17 protein-coding genes, 1 tRNA gene and 1 other RNA gene are annotated in these 16,955 nt (G+C 75.2%); 8 read left to right on the top strand and 11 right to left on the bottom strand.

The features are described from left to right. Positions 1-64: 64 nt before the first annotated feature. On the bottom strand, positions 65-1,279 hold the full coding sequence (locus tag AB2L28_RS01205) for a PucR family transcriptional regulator (protein WP_370716897.1): 1,215 nt from the start codon (positions 1,277-1,279) through the stop codon (positions 65-67). A 147-nt stretch (positions 1,280-1,426) separates the two neighbouring features. On the opposite strand from AB2L28_RS01205, the gene AB2L28_RS01200 reads away from it, so the two are divergent. Further along, the gene (locus AB2L28_RS01200) at positions 1,427-2,104 is read left to right on the top strand and encodes a hypothetical protein (RefSeq protein WP_370716896.1); all 678 of its coding nucleotides are present in this window, start codon (positions 1,427-1,429) and stop codon (positions 2,102-2,104) included. 9 nt (positions 2,105-2,113) lie between these two features. On the opposite strand, the gene AB2L28_RS01195 is transcribed toward AB2L28_RS01200, so the two are convergent. From AB2L28_RS01195 to fdhD, 3 genes are all read right to left on the bottom strand, one after another. Further along, the gene (locus AB2L28_RS01195; RefSeq protein ID WP_370716895.1) at positions 2,114-2,551 is read right to left on the bottom strand and encodes a hypothetical protein; all 438 of its coding nucleotides are present in this window, start codon (positions 2,549-2,551) and stop codon (positions 2,114-2,116) included. Position 2,552: 1 nt separating this feature from the next. Then, entirely contained in the window at positions 2,553-5,306 is a 2,754-nt protein-coding gene (gene aceE, locus AB2L28_RS01190) for a pyruvate dehydrogenase (acetyl-transferring), homodimeric type (RefSeq protein WP_370716894.1), read from the bottom strand. 87 nt (positions 5,307-5,393) lie between these two features. After that, the gene (gene fdhD, locus AB2L28_RS01185; RefSeq protein WP_370716893.1) at positions 5,394-6,293 is read right to left on the bottom strand and encodes a formate dehydrogenase accessory sulfurtransferase FdhD; all 900 of its coding nucleotides are present in this window, start codon (positions 6,291-6,293) and stop codon (positions 5,394-5,396) included. A 184-nt stretch (positions 6,294-6,477) separates the two neighbouring features. Here fdhD and AB2L28_RS01180 point away from each other — a divergent pair, with 184 nt between their 5' ends. Continuing rightward, on the top strand, positions 6,478-6,906 hold the full coding sequence (locus AB2L28_RS01180; protein ID WP_370716892.1) for a DUF3052 domain-containing protein: 429 nt from the start codon (positions 6,478-6,480) through the stop codon (positions 6,904-6,906). Continuing rightward, positions 6,852-7,361 carry a redoxin domain-containing protein gene (locus tag AB2L28_RS01175; RefSeq protein ID WP_370716891.1) on the top strand — a complete coding sequence of 170 codons (510 nt, stop codon included), beginning with the start codon at positions 6,852-6,854 and terminating at the stop codon, positions 7,359-7,361. The genes AB2L28_RS01180 and AB2L28_RS01175 overlap by 55 nt, the downstream gene beginning before the upstream one ends. Before the next feature lie 5 nt (positions 7,362-7,366). On the opposite strand, the gene AB2L28_RS01170 is transcribed toward AB2L28_RS01175, so the two are convergent. Next, positions 7,367-7,439 (bottom strand) — tRNA-Val (locus AB2L28_RS01170). Between the two features lie 118 nt (positions 7,440-7,557). Here AB2L28_RS01170 and AB2L28_RS01165 point away from each other — a divergent pair. The 3 genes from AB2L28_RS01165 to AB2L28_RS01155 are packed head-to-tail and all read left to right on the top strand — an operon-like array spanning position 7,558 to position 10,222. Then, entirely contained in the window at positions 7,558-8,382 is an 825-nt protein-coding gene (locus AB2L28_RS01165) for a Nif3-like dinuclear metal center hexameric protein (RefSeq protein WP_370716890.1), read from the top strand. 8 nt (positions 8,383-8,390) lie between these two features. Continuing rightward, entirely contained in the window at positions 8,391-9,134 is a 744-nt protein-coding gene (locus AB2L28_RS01160) for a zinc ribbon domain-containing protein (protein WP_370716889.1), read from the top strand. After that, positions 9,131-10,222, top strand: a complete 1,092-nt coding sequence (locus AB2L28_RS01155; protein ID WP_370716888.1) for a bifunctional RNase H/acid phosphatase — start codon at positions 9,131-9,133, stop codon at positions 10,220-10,222. The genes AB2L28_RS01160 and AB2L28_RS01155 overlap by 4 nt, the downstream gene beginning before the upstream one ends. On the opposite strand, the gene AB2L28_RS01150 is transcribed toward AB2L28_RS01155, so the two are convergent. Continuing rightward, positions 10,174-12,240, bottom strand: a complete 2,067-nt coding sequence (locus tag AB2L28_RS01150; protein ID WP_370716887.1) for an MMPL family transporter — start codon at positions 12,238-12,240, stop codon at positions 10,174-10,176. The genes AB2L28_RS01155 and AB2L28_RS01150 overlap by 49 nt on opposite strands. Before the next feature lie 69 nt (positions 12,241-12,309). Here AB2L28_RS01150 and AB2L28_RS01145 point away from each other — a divergent pair, with 69 nt between their 5' ends. Then, on the top strand, positions 12,310-12,792 hold the full coding sequence (locus AB2L28_RS01145) for a MarR family winged helix-turn-helix transcriptional regulator (RefSeq protein ID WP_370716886.1): 483 nt from the start codon (positions 12,310-12,312) through the stop codon (positions 12,790-12,792). A 12-nt stretch (positions 12,793-12,804) separates the two neighbouring features. Here the strand turns inward: AB2L28_RS01145 and AB2L28_RS01140 are convergent, their stop codons facing one another. Further along, positions 12,805-13,953: an SLC13 family permease gene (locus AB2L28_RS01140; protein ID WP_370716885.1), complete on the bottom strand. Its 1,149-nt coding sequence runs from the start codon at positions 13,951-13,953 to the stop codon at positions 12,805-12,807. 1 nt (position 13,954) lies between these two features. Next, entirely contained in the window at positions 13,955-14,698 is a 744-nt protein-coding gene (locus tag AB2L28_RS01135) for a YaaA family protein (protein ID WP_370716884.1), read from the bottom strand. A gap of 64 nt (positions 14,699-14,762) precedes the next feature. Between AB2L28_RS01135 and rnpB the strand changes: the two genes are divergently transcribed. Then, positions 14,763-15,135, top strand: an RNA gene (gene rnpB / locus AB2L28_RS01130) — RNase P RNA component class A. Between the two features lie 39 nt (positions 15,136-15,174). Here the strand turns inward: rnpB and AB2L28_RS01125 are convergent. From AB2L28_RS01125 to AB2L28_RS01115, 3 genes are all read right to left on the bottom strand, one after another. Beyond that, positions 15,175-15,723, bottom strand: coding sequence for a DUF6083 domain-containing protein (locus AB2L28_RS01125; RefSeq protein WP_370716883.1), 549 nt, complete (start codon positions 15,721-15,723; stop codon positions 15,175-15,177). 85 nt (positions 15,724-15,808) lie between these two features. Further along, the gene (gene ppgK, locus AB2L28_RS01120) at positions 15,809-16,576 is read right to left on the bottom strand and encodes a polyphosphate--glucose phosphotransferase (RefSeq protein WP_370717254.1); all 768 of its coding nucleotides are present in this window, start codon (positions 16,574-16,576) and stop codon (positions 15,809-15,811) included. 94 nt (positions 16,577-16,670) lie between these two features. After that, positions 16,671-16,886, bottom strand: coding sequence for a PspC domain-containing protein (locus tag AB2L28_RS01115; protein ID WP_370716882.1), 216 nt, complete (start codon positions 16,884-16,886; stop codon positions 16,671-16,673). Between the last annotated feature and the right edge of the window lie 69 nt (positions 16,887-16,955).

Genomic DNA, 16,955 nt, shown 5'->3' with positions numbered 1-16,955 from the left:
CAACCGGCGCCCCGGCGGCCGATATACGTCGGGTGACGATCTGAGCACGCCGAGTAGATCTCGGTCAGCGCGCCCCTGCCGGCGGGTCGGGACGCGACCCCGGCCCCACCTGCGACAACCGGCCCAGCGCGAGGGCCGTCTGGAGCACGAACCGCTCCCGGGGGGCCGACGGGGTCCACCCCGACACCTCCGCCACCCGCCGCAACCGGTACCGGACGGTGTTGGCGTGGACGAACAGCGACCGGGCGCACGCCTCCAGGGACCCCCCGTGCGCCAGGTAGGCCGTGAGCGTCTCCAGGAGCGCCCCACCGGCGTCGACGAGGGGGGAGTAGGCGCGGTCGACCAGGGCCCGACGGGCCGTCGCGTCCCCCGACAGGGCCCGCTCGGGCAGCAGGTCGTCGGCCAGCACCGGTCGCGGCGCCTCCGGCCACGCGCGGGCGGCCACGACCCCGGCCTGAGCCGCCCGCGCCGAACGGGCGGCCACGGGCAGGCTGGTGACGGTCGGCCCCACCACGACCGGGCCCGGGCCGAACTCGGTGCGCGCGAGCCGGTCCGCCGTCGCCCCCACGTCGAGGGCGCCGGTCAGCACGACCACCAGGCGGTCGCCCTGCACCCCGACGAGCGCCTCGCCACCGGCCTGGCGGGCCAGGGAGCGGACGCGGGAGACCGCCCCCGCCGAGGCCTGCTCCCCCGAGGGGCCGATGACGACGGTCGTGGGCGTGTCGAGCGCCCACCCCAGGGCCGCGGCGCGCGAGGCGACGGTGTCCTCCCCGTCCCCGCGCAGCACGGCGTCCACGACGAGGGCCTCCAGCCGGGCGTCCCACGCGCCGCGCGACTCCGCCGCCCGGGCGTAGACGGCGGCCGCGGCGAACGCGACCTCCCGGGAGTACCGCAGCAGCGCCTCGCGGGCGGCGACCTGCTCACCCGGTTCGCCGTCGCCGACGACGGCGTCCAGCCCCTCCTCGACGACCGTGATCGCGGTGCGCACCAGTTCGACCGTCTGCTGCAGGGTCACCGAGCGCATGAGCTCGCGCGGGGCCGTCCCGAAGACCGCCGTCCCGGCGAGGACGTCGGGGTCCGGTTCGGACAGCCAGCGCAGGAAGTCGCCGAACCCGGCCTGCGCGACCAGGCCCACCCAGGACCGCTCGTCGGCCGGCAGCTGCGCGTACCAGGGGTGCGCCGAGTCCATCCGGGCCGCGATCGCCGAGGCGAAGGAGCCCTGCGCCTGCTCCAGCCGGTGGACCGTCGCGGGTGAGAGCTCCGTCGGGTCCTTCGGCACCCCGGAAGCGTAGGGGGTGGTGACCGTCCCGGTGGGCGCCACCGGGCGCGGGAGGGCCGACCTCGCCCGTCTGCACTAGGGTCGCGGACGAGGGACCCGCCGAAGATCCCGAGGAGTCGCCTCGGAGGGACGCACGGGAGGGGACGCATGGGACTGCTCGACCGGTGGCGCAAGCCGACCCCGGGGGGTGGTGCGTCCCGGCCCGGGACCCGTCCGCCGGGCCGTCGGTCCCGCCGCCGCGCGCGCCGCGCCGAACCGGCCGTCAACGAGGCCCAGCTACGCGAGGCCCTGCGCGAGGACCCCAACGACGCCACCGCCTTCGGCGCCCTCGCCGAGCTCGTGCGCACCCGGGCCGTCCTGGCCCGCGAGGAGGACGCCGGCGGGACGCCCGAACCCGACGAGGTGCGCCGCGCCGCCGACAACGCCGAGTGGGCCCTGGCCGAGGAGATGGCGCAGAGCCCGCAGGCCTGGCGGCCGCTGCTGGTCCTGGGCCGGCTCTCCCTCGCGGACGACCGCGAAGCCGCGCTGCGCCGCCTGGGCATCGCCGCCGAGCGCGACGGGTCCGGCGCGGGCCTGGCCGCGGCGCTGGGGATCCTGCGCGACGCGGGCATGAACGACGAGGCGCTCTCGCTGGGCGTGGGGCACTGGCGTCCGCGCGAGCACGACCTGGAGGCCGGGCGCCACCTGGTCGCCGCCGCGATCGACGCGGGCCGGTTGTCCGAGGCGCGCCGGCACCTCAAGGCGCTGGGGATGCACCCCGACTCCGCGGGGGCCGACCGGCTGCGCGCCGAGCTGGAGCACCGGATCGCCCGCGCCTCGCGGTGACCCCCGTCCTCACCAGAGGGGCAGCAGGTACGGCGCGAGGCACCAGCGTACCGTCGCGCGGGCGGCCGCGGCGGCGAGCGACACCGCCGCCACGGCACCCGCGAAGGCGAGGTCGGGCGGCAGGGGGTCGCTGACCGCCAGGGCCACCGCCCCCGAACCCAGGACCGGGGGGAGCAGGGCCGTGCGCAGGACGGAGTCCCACGGCACCCGGCGGTGGACGACGTGCACCACCAGCGCCGTGACGGCCTGCGTCAGCAGTCCCGCCAGGAAGCCGGTGAGCACCCCGAGGTAGACGAACACGGCGTCCCACGACCCGAGCGTGCCGCCCGAGCCCAGGACCGCCCCGGTGGTGCCGCCGACGAGGCCGCCGGCGCCCAGACCCACGAGCAGCAGCCGCCCGAGGACGGTGACCCCGACCTCCTCGGGCAGCAGCTGCCGCGAGCTCACGTCAGCTCTCGCCGCCCGCGTTGCCGCTGCGGCCCGCGCGCACGTCGTGCAGCTGGTACTTCTCGATGGCCTGACCCGGCGCGCGCCAGTCGACCTCACCGCGGCGGGCGAGCATCTCCAGGGCGCGGACCGCCACCGACGGACCGTCGATGTGGAAGTACCGGCGGGCCGCTGCGCGGGTGTCGGACAGGCCGAACCCGTCGGCGCCCAGGGAGGCGAACTCGCCCGGCACCCACTGCGCGATCTGGTCGGGGACCTGGCGCATCCAGTCGCTCACGGCCACGACCGGGCCGGGGGCGTCCTTCAGCTTCTGGGCCACGAACGGCGTGCGCGCGTCCTCGCCGGGGTGGAGGAAGGCGTGCTCGTCGCAGGCCAGCCCGTCGCGGCGCAGCTCGTTCCAGCTGGTCACCGACCACACGTCGGCGACGACCCCGAAGTCGTCCTTCAGGAGCTGCTGGGCCTCCAGCGCCCACGGCACCCCGACCCCGGAGGCGAGGAGCTGGGTCCGCGGGCCCTCGCCCTCGCCGGCGCTGACGCGGTGCATCCCGCGCAGGATGCCCTCCACGTCCACACCCGCCGGCTCGGCCGGCTGGACCATCGGCTCGTTGTAGACCGTCAGGTAGTACATGACGTTCTCGGGGTCCTCGCCGTACATCCGGCGCAGACCGTCCTTGACGATGTGCCCGATCTCGTAGGCGTACGCCGGGTCGTAGGACACGACCGCCGGGTTGGTCGCCGCCAGCAGCAGCGAGTGCCCGTCGGCGTGCTGCAGGCCCTCGCCCGTCAGCGTCGTCCGCCCGGCCGTGGCCCCGATCATGAACCCGCGGGCCATGGTGTCGGCCGCGGCCCAGATGTTGTCGCCCGTGCGCTGGAACCCGAACATCGAGTAGAAGACGTAGATCGGCACCATCGGCTCGCCGTGCGTCGCGTACGACGACCCGGCCGCAGTGAAGGCGGCGATGGAGCCGCCCTCGTTGATGCCGACGTGCAGGATCTGGCCCTGCTCGGACTCCTTGTAGGCCAGCATCAGCTCGCGGTCCACGGACGTGTAGTTCTGCCCGTGGGGGTTGTAGATCTTGATCGTCGGGAAGAGCGAGTCCATCCCGAACGTGCGGGCCTCGTCGGGGATGACGGGCACGACGCGCTGACCGAACTCCTTGTCCCGCATGAGGTCCTTGAGCAGCCGGACGAACGCCATGGTGGTGGCGATCTCCTGCTTGCCCGAGCCCTTGGCCGCGATCTTGTAGGCGTCGTCGGCCGGCAGGTGCATCGGCGCGTGCTGGACGCGGCGCTGCGGCACCGGCCCGCCGAGGTCGGCGCGGCGCTTGCGCAGGTACTGGATCGACTCGTCGCCGTCACCGGGGTGGTAGTACGGCGGGCGGTACGGGTCCTTCTCCAGCTGCTCGTCGCTGACCGGGATGCGCAGCGAGTCGCGCAGGAGCTTGAGGTCCTCCAGCGTCAGCTTCTTCATCTGGTGGGTGGCGTTGCGCCCGGCGAAGTGCGGGCCCAGGCCGTAGCCCTTGATGGTCTTGGCGAGGATGACCGTCGGCTGACCGGTGTGGTTCATCGCCGCCTGGTACGCCGCGAACACCTTGCGGTAGTCGTGGCCGCCGCGCTTGAGGTTCCAGATCTGGTCGTCGGACATGTCGTCGACGAGCTTCTTCGTGCGCGGGTCCCGGCCGAAGAAGTTGTCGCGGACGAACCCGCCGTTCTCGGCCTTGAACGTCTGGTAGTCCCCGTCGGGGGTCGCGTTCATGAGGTTCACCAGCGCGCCCTGGTGGTCGGCGGCCAGCAGGGAGTCCCACTCGCGGCCCCACAGGACCTTCACGACGTTCCAGCCGGCGCCGCGGAAGAACGCCTCGAGCTCCTGGACGATCTTGCCGTTGCCGCGCACCGGGCCGTCGAGGCGCTGCAGGTTGCAGTTCACGACGAAGGTGAGGTTGTCCAGCTCCTCGTACGCCGCGAGCTGGGCGAACCCGCGCGACTCCGGCTCGTCCATCTCGCCGTCGCCGAGGAAGGCCCACACGTGCTGCTGCGAGGTGTCCTTGAACCCGCGGTGGTGCAGGTACTTGTTGAACTGCGCCTGGTAGATCGCGTTCGCCGGGCCCAGACCCATCGAGACCGTCGGGAACTCCCAGAAGTCCGGCATGAGCCGGGGGTGGGGGTAGGACGACAGGCCGTCCGGGGCCTTGGAGACCTCCTGGCGGAACCCGTCGAGCTGCTCGGCGCTCAGCCGGCCCTCGAGGAAGGCGCGCGCGTACACCCCGGGGGAGGCGTGCCCCTGGATGAAGACCTGGTCCCCGCCGCCGGCGTGGTCCTTGCCGCGGAAGAAGTGGTTGAAGCCGACCTCGTACAGCGTCGCGGAGGAGGCGTACGTGGAGATGTGGCCCCCGACCCCGATGCCCGGCTGCTGGGCGCGGTGCACCATGACCGCGGCGTTCCAGCGGATCCACGCGCGGTAGCGGCGCTCGACCTCCTCGTCCCCGGGGAACCACGGTTCCTGCTCGGGGCCGATGGTGTTGATGTAGTCGGTCGCGGTGAGGCTGGGGACGCCCACCTGGCGCTCGCGGGCCCGCTGCAGCAGCTGCAGCATGAGGTAGCGCGCGCGGTTCTGCCCGCGTTCGTCGACGATCCCGTCCAGGGAGGCCAGCCACTCGGCCGTCTCCTCGGGGTCGATGTCCGGCAACTGCGACGGCAGGCCGTTCAGGATGGGGCCCTTGCCGGCGGGCGCGCCCGCTTCATCGCGTCTGGCCACGGTGGTGGTCCTCCCGCATTCGTCGAGGGTCCCCTCGCCCGGTCCGTGGTGTCGGACCGGTGGGCTGCGGGGACCCAGCTGGTGGGATCAGGTTAGGACGGACGTCGGACACGGACCCACCCCGGTCCCCGCCGTCCCGGTGCGACCCGTCGCGGCCGCGAGGTCGACGCGGTGCCCGCCCGCGTAGACGTTCGCCCGCGGCGGCCGGACGAAGCCGAGCAGCGTCATGCCCGCCTCGCGGGCCAGGGAGACCGCGAGGGAGGACGGCGCGGAGACGGCGACGAGCACCGGCACCCCCGCCACCGCCGCCTTCTGCACGAGCTCGAAGGAGGCGCGGCCGGAGACGACGAGCACGGTGCCGCGCAGCGGCAGCCGCCCCTCCCGCAGGCCCCAGCCGACCACCTTGTCCACGGCGTTGTGCCGCCCGACGTCCTCGCGCACGCACAGCAGCTCGCCGTCGGCGGAGAAGAGGCCCGCCGCGTGCAGGCCCCCCGTGCGGTCGAACGTCGGCTGGGCGGCCCGCAGGGCGTCGGGCAGGCCCGCGAGGACCTCGGCCCGCACCCGCACGTCGTCCCCGTGCACCGGGTCCGGCACCCGCGCCACGACCTCCTCGACGCTGACCGACCCGCAGACGCCGCAGGCCGACGTCGTCGTGAAGGGGCGTGCGACGCGGTCGCCGGCGAGGCGGCTGCCCGGGCGGGCACCGATCTGCAGGAGGTTGTGGGTGGGCTGCCCGTCCGGCCCCACGTCGGTGCAGTGCCGCATCGCCACGACGTCGTCGGCCCCGCGCAGCAGGCCCTCGGCGTGCAGGAAGCCCAGCGCGAGCTCCACGTCGTGACCGGGGGTCCGCATGGTGACCGTCAGCTGCTCGCCGTCCACCTCCAGCTGGAGGGGTTCCTCGACGGCCAGGGTGTCGGCGCGCTCCGTCGCCGTCCCGGCGTCCAGGTGGAGCCGGGTCGTGCGCGTTCTGGTCGACGCGGTGGCCACGGCACCAGCGTCTCACCCTTCACCGGTGAGGGCTCCGCGGACGTCCGGCGCCGCCCCGTGGAGAGGTCGTGACCGGACCGTGGCGCGGTTCGTCTTGCGCAGGACACCGTTCCTCCGCTCCACTAGGAGGTCAGGACTGTCGAAGAGCCCCACCTCCAGGGGCCTCGAGGAAGGTAGGTCATCAGTGGGTGCGACCGCGGACCCTGCGGCGGATGTGGCTGCAGCGGCCAAGCTGGGCTTCAAGTCCGGGCAACTGGTCCAGGAGTTCGGCTGGGACGAGCAGGTCGACGAGGACTTCCGGGGGGCCGTCGAGGAGATCGTCGGCTCCGAGCTCCTCGACGAGGACGCCGACGACGTCGCGGACGTGGTGATCTGCTGGTACCGCGAGGGGGACGGCGACCTCGTCGACGCCTTGGTGGACGCCATCACCAACCTCGCCGACGGCGGGATCGTCTGGCTCCTGACGCCGAAGAACGGGCGGACCGGGCACGTGCCCGCCGCCGAGATCGACGAAGCGGCCCCCACCGCCGGTCTGCACGCGACCTCCAGCGTGAGCGCGTGCGCGAACTGGGCGGGGACGCGGATGACGACGCCGAAGAGCGGGCGCCGCTGAACCTGCGGGTCGGGGACGCCTTCCCGGTGCCCGACGCGGTCCTGCCCGACCAGCACGGCGAGCGGCTCGCACTGCGCGAGCTGTGGGAGAACGGGCCCGCGCTGCTGGTGTGCGTCCCCGCGGCCTTCTCCACGCACTGCACCGCCGAGCTCGGGGCGCTGGCCTTCGAGGTCGAGCGCTTCGACGCGGCGGGGGTGCAGCTGTGCGCCTTGTCGTGCGACCCCGTGCCGGCGCTGCGGGCGTGGGCGGACGACCGCGTCCTCCCCTTCCCGCTGCTGAGCGACTTCTGGCCGCACGGGGAGGTCGCCCGGGCCCTGGGGGCCTTCGACGAGGACCTCGGGGTGGCCCGGCGCTCGTCCCTGCTCGTCGAGGACGGCCGGGTGCGGTGGCTGCTGCGCGGGGAGCACGGCGCGCCGCGGCCGCTGCGCGAGCACCTGGCGGCGATCGAGGGGTGAGGGGGTGGGCCCGGCCGGGCTCGAACCGACGACAGCCGCGGTGTAAACGCGGTGCTCTACCAACTGAGCTACGGGCCCCACGCCGTCCCCCGCGGGGTCCGGCGGCACCACGGTAGCCGCCCGTGAGGCGTTAGTGTTCGCGTCCGTGATCCCTGCGGCCCCCTCGCCCGGCGCGGACGCGCCCACCCTCCAGCAGGTGACCGACGCGCTGGAGGTCATGCACCCCCTCGACCGGGCGCAGTCCTGGGACGCCGTCGGGCTGGTCTGCGGGGACCCGGCCGCACCGGTGCGGCGCGTCCACTTCGCCGTCGACCCCGTCGCCGCGGTCGTCGAGGAGGCGATCGCCGCCGGGGCCGACCTGCTCGTGACCCACCACCCGCTGCTGCTGCGGCCGGTGCACTCGGTCGCGGCGACGACGTTCAAGGGTGGTGTCGTGCACCGGGCGATCACGGCGGGGTTGGCGCTCTACGTCGCCCACACCAACGCCGACGCGGGTGCCCCGGGCGTGTCCGACGCCCTGGCCCGGGTGCTGGACCTCGACGACCTCGTCCCGCTGGACCCGCTGCCCGGGCACCCCGACCTCGGCATCGGGCGCGTCGGCACCCTGGCCGCCCCCGAGCGCCTCGGCGACTTCGCCGACCGCGTCGCGGCCGCGCTGCCCGGGACCGAGCAGGGGGTCCGCGTCGCGGGCGACCCCGACGCCCTCGTCCGCCGCGTCGCCGTCTGCGGCGGGTCCGGCGACAGCCTCTTCGAGCAGGTCCGCGCCAGCGGGGCCGACGTCTACGTCACGGCCGACCTGCGCCACCACCCGGCCTCGGAGGCCCGCGAGCGCGCCGCCTTCGAGGACGGCCGCCCCCACCTCGTCGACGTCGCGCACTGGGCCAGCGAGTGGCCCTGGCTGGCCGGCTGCGCCGACCGCCTGGTCGTCGCCCTGGCCGACGGCGGCCGTACCGTTGAGGCCCACGTGTCCACCACGCGCACCGACCCCTGGACGTTGCGCGTCCCCAGCCGAGGAGAGTGAGCGGGGCGATGCCCAAGGCTCCCGCGATCGACCAGCAGCGTCTGCTGGACCTGCAAGCCGTCGACACGCGTCTGGCGCAGCTCGCGCACCGGCGCGCGACGCTGCCCGAGCAGACCGAGCTCGACGGGCTGGAGAAGGAACGCCGCCGCTCGGCGGACATGCTCGTGGCGGCGCGCACCCTCGTCGGCGACGTCGAGCGCCAGGTGGCCAAGGCCGAGGCCGACGTCGCCCAGGTCCGGGACCGCGCGGCCCGCAACACCCGGCGCCTGGAGTCCGGGACGGGGTCGGCCAAGGACCTGCAGGGCCTGCAGCACGAGCTGGAGTCCCTCGCCCGCCGGCAGGGCGTGCTGGAGGACGAGGAGCTGGTCGTCATGGAGCGGCTGGAGCAGGTGCAGTTCGCGGCCGCTGAGCTGACGACGACCGACACCGAGCTCACCGAGCAGATCGCCGACGTCACCGCCCGCCGCGACGCCTCGCTGGCCGAGGTCGCCCAGGAGGAGACGGCCGTGCTGGCCCGCCGGCAGGCCGTCGTCATGGGGATCGACGACGCGCTCGTCGCCCTGTACGAGAAGGTCCGGGCCCCTCGCGGCGGTGTCGGCGCCGCCCTGCTGCGCTCGCGGCGCTGCGGGGGTTGCCAGCTCGAGCTCAACGCCTCCGACCTCTCCGAGATCCGCCGGGCGGCCTCCGACGACGTCGTGTTCTGCGAGGAGTGCGGGCGCGTCCTGGTGCGCACGGAGGAATCCGGCCTGTGAGCCGCGTCCTGCGGATCGAGGCCGACGGCGGGTCGCGCGGCAACCCCGGCCCCGCCGGGTTCGGCGCGGTCGTCAAGGACGCGGCGAGCGGTGAGGTCCTCGCCGAGGTCGCCGAGTCCATCGGGAAGGCGACCAACAACGTCGCGGAGTACCGCGGGCTCATCGCCGGGCTCCGTGCGGCGCAGGCGATCGACCCCGACGCCCGGGTCGAGGTGCGGATGGACTCCAAGCTCGTCGTCGAGCAGATGTCGGGCCGCTGGCAGGTCAAGCACGCCGACATGCGGGTGCTGGCGCAGGAGGCGCGTTCGCTCGCGGGCTCGCACGTGGACTACGGGTGGATCCCGCGCGCCCAGAACTCCCACGCCGACCGGTTGGCGAACGAGGCGATGGACGCGGCCGCCGCCGGGAAGCAGTGGCAGCGCACGACGACGGCCCCCGAGCCCGCCGCTGCGTCCGCGGCGTCCCGGGCCGTCGAGCCCGACGGCCCGCCGACGACCATCGTCCTCGTCCGGCACGGCTCGACGCCGCTCACCGAGCAGCGCCGCGTCTCGGGCCGGTACGGGCCGGACCCGGAGCTGTCCGAGCGCGGCCTGGCCGAGGCGGCCGCGGCCGCGGCGTGCCCGGAGGTGGCCGGCGCCGACGTCGTCGTGTCCTCGACGATGCGCCGCTCGCGCCAGACCGCCGACGCGATCGCCGAGCGCCTCGGCGTGCGCGTCGTCGTCGACCCGCAGTGGGACGAGACGGACTTCGGGGACTGGGACGGCCTGACGTCCGCGGAGGTCGTCCGGCGGTGGCCGCGCGAGTTCGCGGCCTGGAACGACTCCGGCGACGCGGCCCCGCCCGGCGGGGAGTCGCTGCGGGCGGTGGAGCGGCGGGTGCTCGCCGCGCGCGAGGAGGTGCTGCGCCGGTGGCCCGGGCAGCGGGTCGTCCTCGTCACGCACGGCGACCCGTTGCGCGTGCTGCTGCGCTCGGTGCTCGGGGCCGGGCCGCAGGTGCAGCGCCGCATCCACGTCGACCCCGGCTCCCGGACGATCCTGCGCTACGGCGCCGACGGGTCCTGCGAGGTGCTGGCCGTCAACCGCGTCTGAGCGCGGTGCCGGCCCCCCGCACCGGGGGAGTCCAGCTCGCTGGGCCACCACGCGCGGTGGCCCAGCAGCGCGAACAGCGCCGGGACGAGCACCGTCCGCACCAGCAACGTGTCCAGCAGGACGCCGATGCCGACGACGACCCCGATCTGGGTGAGCACGATGAGCGGCAGCACGCCGAGGACGGCGAAGACGGCCGCCAGCAGGATCCCGGCGCTCGTGATGACCCCGCCGGTGACGGCGACGCCGACCCGGACGGCTTCGCGGGTGCCCAGGGCCGGGGTCTCCTCCCGGACGCGGGTGACGAGGAAGATGTTGTAGTCCACCCCGAGCGCGACGAGGAACAGCAGCGACAGCAGCGGGACCTGGGTGTCCAGCGCCGGGATGCCGGCCAACCGCGTGAACACCAGGTAGGCCGCGCCGAGCGCGGCGACGTAGGTGGCGAGCACCGTCGCCACGAGGAGCAGCGGCGCCACGAGCGAGCGCAGCAGCACGATGAGGACGACGAGCACGACGAGGACGACGAGCGGCGCCACGACCTGCAGGTCGCGGACGCTCGCCGTCCGGACGTCGAGCGCCTCGGCCTCCGTCCCGCCGACGAGCGCGCCCGGGTCGGCGGCGCGCACGGCCTCGCGCAGGGCGCGCACCGTCTCCCGGCCGGCGGCCGTGCCCGGGTCGGCGGTGAGGCGCGCGAGCAGTTCGGTCGTCCCGCCGGCGCTGCGGCCCGCGGTGACCCCCTCGACGCCCGGTACGCCCTCGGCGGCGGTGCGGACCCGCTGGACGGTCGCGGCGTCCCCGCCGCGCACGAGGACCCGGGCGGGTTCGGCGGCGGCGCCGGGGAAGTGCTCGGACAGCGTGCGGGAGCCGTCGACCGACTCGGCGCTGACGCGGAACTGCTCGGTCTGCGACAGCCCGAGCGAGGCCCCGCTCAGCCCGGCCCCCATGATCCCCAGCAGCACGACCGAGCCGACGACGACCCGGACCGGGCGGGCCAGGACGGCGCTCGCGATGCGCAACCACACGCCCGTGCGCGTGGTGTCGGTGGACCCGACGGTCGGCACGAACGGCCAGAACAGCTTCCGGCCGCAGACGACGAGCGCGCTGGGCAGCACGCCCAGGCCGAACGCGAAGGCGACGACGATGCCGATGGCCGCGTCCCGCCCGATCGTCCGGTCGCTGGGGAGCACGGCGGCCTGCAGGGTCAGCAGGGCGAGGACGACGGTGGTGGCGCTGGCGGTGATGGCCGGTCCGGCCCCGCGCAGGGCGGCGCGCATGGCGGCGCGCCGGTCCGGTTCGCGGCGCAGCTCCTCGCGGTAGCGGGCGATGAGCAGCAGGGCGTAGTCGGTGCCGGCGCCGAAGACGAGGACGCTGGTGATGCCGGTGGCCGAGGGGTCGACGGGGGTGTCGGTGAGGCGCCCGAGCAGTTCCAGCAACCGGGTCGTCACCTGGTCGGCCGCGCCGACGACGGCCAGCGGGACCAGCCACAGGACGGGGGAGCGGTAGGTGACGAGCAGCAGCAGCGCGACGACACCGGCCGTGACGAGCAGCAGTCGGGTGTTGGCGCCGGAGAAGGAGTCGGCGATGTCGACGCTGAAGGCGGGACCGCCGGTGACCTCGACCGTGAGCCCGGGCGGCAGGTCCTGGCGGGCCCGGTCGCGCACGTCGGCGACGGTCCGGGCGAGCTCCTCGCGGGGGACGTCGACGGGGACGGTCACGGTGACGAGGGCGGCCTCGCCGTCCCGGCTGGGGATCGGCCGGCCCAGGCGGGAGGCGGCGGCGAGGTCGGCGTCGGTGAGCCCGCCGTCGCGGGAGTGGACGACGAGCAGGGTGCCCTGCCCGTCGTCGGGCAGCCGGCCCGCGAGCTCGGCGGCCCGCACGGACTCGGCGGAGGCCGGGGGTCTGCCGGTCGCGGCCGAGGTGCCTTCGGGGGCCGAACCGGCCACCCCGTTGACGAGGCCGGCGAACGCGACGGCGGCCAGCAGCACGAGCCAGGCGGTGGTGCGGCCGGTGAGGAAGCGCACGAAAACCTCTTTCGGTTGATCTCTCAGTCACTGAGAAGTCTGACGGGCGAGAGGTAGGATGGCACACCGATGAGCATGTACCGACCGCGCGACACCCCCCGGGCCCGTCTCGAGCAGGACGTCGTCGACGAGCTGCGGGACCTGACCGCCACGTCCCAGCGCATCGCCGACGCCTTCGCCCACCGGCACGGCCTGCACCCCACCGACCTGCAGGCGCTCATCCACGTCATGCGCCGCGAGGTCGCCGACGACCCGCTGACGGCCGGGGAGCTGGCCGGTCTGCTGGACGTCACGACCGGGGCCGCCACCGGTGTCGTTGACCGGCTGGAGAAGAAGGGGCACCTGCGCCGGGACCGTGGCGAGACCGACCGCCGCAAGGTGTTCCTGCGCTACGGCGAACCCGGCCAGGAGCTGGCGACGGCGTTCTTCGGGCCCCTGGGCCGTCGCAGCGGGGTCGTGATGGGCGACTTCGACGACGCCGAGCTCGGCGTCGTCCGCCGCTTCCTCGCCGGGATGCGGACGGCCTTCGAAGAGCACCACCGCGAGCTGTGAGCGGTGCGCTCCTCAGCGGGTCAGCTGCAGGGCCGCGGTCGCGCCCGTGACGCAGACGCCCGCCCCGACGAGCCCGAGGAGGGCGAACCGCGGCAGCGAGATCGCCACCCCGCGCGCCCGGCACCGGTCCAGCCACAGCAGCGTCGCCAGCGAGGCCCACGGCGTGACGAGCGGCCCGAGGTTGACCCCGATGAGGACGGCCAGCAGCCGGTGCGCGCTGCCGGCCAGGGGTTCCACCGCCAGGTAGGCGGGCAGGTTGTCCGCCACGTTCGCCGTGAGCGCGGCCGTCCCGGCCAGCTGCAGGTGGTCGGCGAAGCCCTCACCGGTCCCCGCCACGGGGCGCAGCAGGTCCTCCAGGCCGTGGACCCGGGCCGCCTCGACGACGAGGAACAGCCCGCTGACGAGGACCACCGTCCGCCACGGCAGGAGCGCGAGCGACAGCGCCTCGCGCCGGCGGACGGCGCAGAGCACGACCAGGACGAGCGCGGCCACGGCCGCCGGGACCGCCGGCGTGATGCCGCTGACGAAGGCCGGCGCCAGCAGGAGGCACACGACGGCCGACGTCCGGAACAGCACGGGGTCCCGTTCCGGTGCGGCCGGGGGCGCCGCGTAGCTCCCGCGCAGCCGCCGCCGGTAGGTCAGGCCCAGGACGAGGACGGCCCCCAGCAGACCCGCCAGGAACGGCGCCCACGACAGCGACGTGAAGCCCACCGTCCCGCGCACCCCGAGGTCGCCCAGGGTGTTCAGCGCGATGAGGTTGGTCAGGTTCGAGACCGGCAGCAGCAGGGAGGCGGTGTTCGCCAGCCACACCGTCGTCACCGCGAACGGCAACGGGTCCAGCCGCAGCTGCGCGGCCAGCGCCAGCACGACCGGGGTCAGCAGGACCGCCGTCGTGTCCAGGGACAGGACGACGGTCGACAGGGTGCCGAGCACGACGACGAGCAGCCACAGCCGCCACGTCCGCCCCCGCCCGACCCGCGCCGCCAGCCGCGCGGCCGCGTCGAACACCCCGGCCGCGTCGGCCAGCTCGGCGACGACCGTCACCGCCAGGAGGAAGGCCAGGACCGGCCCCGCCCGCCCGGCGACCTCGGCGAGGTCGTCGCGGCCCAGCAGGCCCGTGACGACGACGAGGGCGCCCGCGACCCCGCACGCCCACCACACCTCAGGGCGCCTCGACCTCGAGCGTCCACGACGCACCGACCCGCGCGGGTTCCAGCAGCTTCGCCTCGAAGCGTCCCGACACCGCGTCCAGCAGCGCGCCGGGGTCCCTCGGCGGCCGGCCGCCGCGTTCGAGGAGCGCGCGGGCGACCAGACCGCGGGTGTGCTTGGCGTGGTGCGAGACCACCTTCCCACCGGCCAGGACGCGGACGGTCACCGTGCGCCCCGCCGTCGCCGCGTCCGGGACCCACGCCGCCGCGTACGCCGCGGACCGGCAGTCCACGACGACCCCCGCCGGGTGCAGCACCCCGGTGAGGTGCCGGCGCCAGAACGCCGCCAGCGGGCCGACCCCCGGCAGCGAGGTGCCCATCGACAACCGGTACCCCGGGACGCGGTCGCGCGGCTGCAGGACCCCCCACAGCGCCGAGACGACCAGGACGCGCCGCGCGGCGCTCGCGGGCAGCGACGGCAGGTCGAGCGCGTCGTGCAGGACCCCGGTGTAGACCTGCGCGGCCCGCGCCGCCGGGCGCGTGCGCAGCGTCGTGTTCGCGGCGACGACGTCGGCCAGGCTCGCCCCGGCCCCCAGCAGCTCCGTCGCGTCGGGGCGCGCCGAGACCTCCACCAGCGCGTCGAGCACCTGCTCGCGCGCCGCCGTCAGCTCGGGGTGGGACAGGGCGTCGAGGCGGACCGGGGCACCGCGTCGCGGCCCCGCCCACTTGGTCTCCGACGGGGGGAGCAGCACGAGCACGAGGGGGGAGCCTAGGGCCTGCGCGGCGTCCCGCCCCCTCCGGATGGCCTAGGCTGGCGCCGGACGAGTCGGCCGGGCGGCCGCGTCGGCCGGGTTCGCCCGGTCGCCGAGGAAAGTCCGGACTCCACAGGGCAGGGTGGTGGCTAACAGCCACCCGGCGTGAGCCGCGGGACAGTGCCACAGAAAGGAAACCGCCTCCCCGGGAGACCGGGGCGGTAAGGGTGAAACGGTGGTGCAAGAGACCACCAGCGCGCTGGGTGACCAGCGCGGCTCGGCAAACCCCACCCGGAGCAAGACCAGACAGGCAGCGTTCGAGGGCGGCCCGCCCGAGCTGCCGGGTAGGTCGCTGGAGGCGTGCGGCGACGCACGTCCTAGAGGGATGGTCGCCACCGCCGGCGACGGCGGTACAGGATCCGGCTTACAGGCCGGCTCGTCCCCACCCGTGAGCGAGGTCGCGCCGGACCGGGCGGCGCGGGTCAGCCGTCGCCGGCGGGCGGTCGTGCGTGGGCGTGCCAGAGCCGGGCCAGCCGGGGGTTCTCCGGCACGGGGTGCGCGGGGCACACGACGTCGTGCAGGACGCGGGCACCCAGGGCGTCCTCGTCGTCCTGCGCCCCGTCCCCGGCGGGCACGGCACGACCGTCGCGCACGTGCCAGCGGTCGGCGGCCGGCACGCTCTCGGCGAGCACGGGCTCGCGGGCCAGGCGGACCGGGTCACCCCCGGTTCCGGGGTAGCGGTGCACGAGGTGCCCGCAGCGGGGGCAGTCCTCCTCGGTGTACGGCCGCTGCTCCGCGCGCCGCTGCAGACGCCGGACGTGCTCCAGGACCGCCGACGTCTGCTGGCCCAACGTCGGTGGGAGGTCCCCGCCCTCGACGGGGACGGCCACGGGACGGACGGCGGGGCGGGGGGCGAACTTCTCGCGGCAGGCGGCGCAGACGGCGACCTCGACGCCGAGGCGCTCGCTCACGACGACCTGCGCCTCCTCACCGCTCGCCCCGCAGAACGCGCAGACCTCCGGACCACCCACGGGGCCAGCATGCCGTGACCGTCCCCGCGGGTGGAGCCGCCCCCACCGGAAGCGCCCGCCCCGGCGGGGGACGGACCCGCCGCGGTCAGTCCTCGAGCTGGGCCGCCAGCATCGCCGCGCCGATGATGCCGGCGTCGTTGCGCAGCTGCGCCGGCACGATCGGGGTCCGCAGGTCCAGGTGCGGCAGGAACTTCTCGTGCTTCTTGCTCACGCCCCCGCCGACGACGATGAGGTCCGGCCACAGCAGGTCCTCGACGTGGGAGTAGTAGCGCTGCAAGCGCTTCGCCCAGTGCGACCAGGACAGGTCGTGGCGTTCGCGGGCCGAGTCCGCGGCCTTCTTCTCGGCGTCGTGCCCGTCGATCTCGAGGTGACCGAGCTCGGTGTTGGGCACCAGCTTGCCGTCCACGAACAGGGCGCTGCCGATCCCGGTGCCCAGCGTCGTCACCAGGACGACGCCGCGCACCCCCTTCCCGGCCCCGAACGCGATCTCGGCGTACCCGGCGGCGTCGGCGTCGTTGACGACCAGGACCTTGCGGCCCAGCGTCTCGGCGAACAGCGTCCCGGCGTCGGTCCCGATCCAGGACTTGTCGACGTTGGCCGCCGTGCGCGCGATCCCGTGCTGGATGACGGCGGGGAACGTGATGCCGACCGGGGTGTCGGCCGGGACGTCGAAACCGGCGATGACGTCGGCCACCACGGGGGCGACGGCGGCCGGGGTGGACGGCTGGGGCGTCTCCTGCCGGACCCGGTCGGCGGCGAAGGCGCCCCCGGCGAGGTCGACGGGGGCGGCCTTGATGCCGGACCCCCCGATGTCGACGCCCAACCCCGTCGTCCGTCCGGAGTCCCGGGCCACGGCCGCGCCGGGACGGGCCTGCGGGGTGCTGCTCTGCTCGGTCTGGCTCACGAGCCCGGAGCCTAGGGGGAGCAGCACTCCGCGGCCACGCGGCTCACCGGCCGTAGCCGCCCGCGGAGCCCCCGGTGTCCTTCGGCAGCACGATCCACAGCACGACGTACACGATGAACTGCGGCCCCGGCAGCAGGCACGAGAGGACGAACAGCAGCCGCACCACGTTGGCGGACACGCCGAAGCGGCGGCCGAGACCGGCGCAGACGCCGGCGATGAGCTTGCCGCGGGCCGGGCGGGACAGGACGGGGGTGCTCACGGGTCCTCCTCGTGGGTCGGGTGGCGGCGGGGTGCCGCACGAGGGGTCAACGCTGGAGGAGCCCGCCGT

It is taken from the genome of Kineococcus mangrovi (assembly GCF_041320705.1).
In the GTDB taxonomy this organism is placed as follows: domain Bacteria; phylum Actinomycetota; class Actinomycetes; order Actinomycetales; family Kineococcaceae; genus Kineococcus; species Kineococcus mangrovi.
Note: the sequence above shows the minus strand (reverse complement) of the source record. Positions and strands in the feature narration are given on the sequence as shown.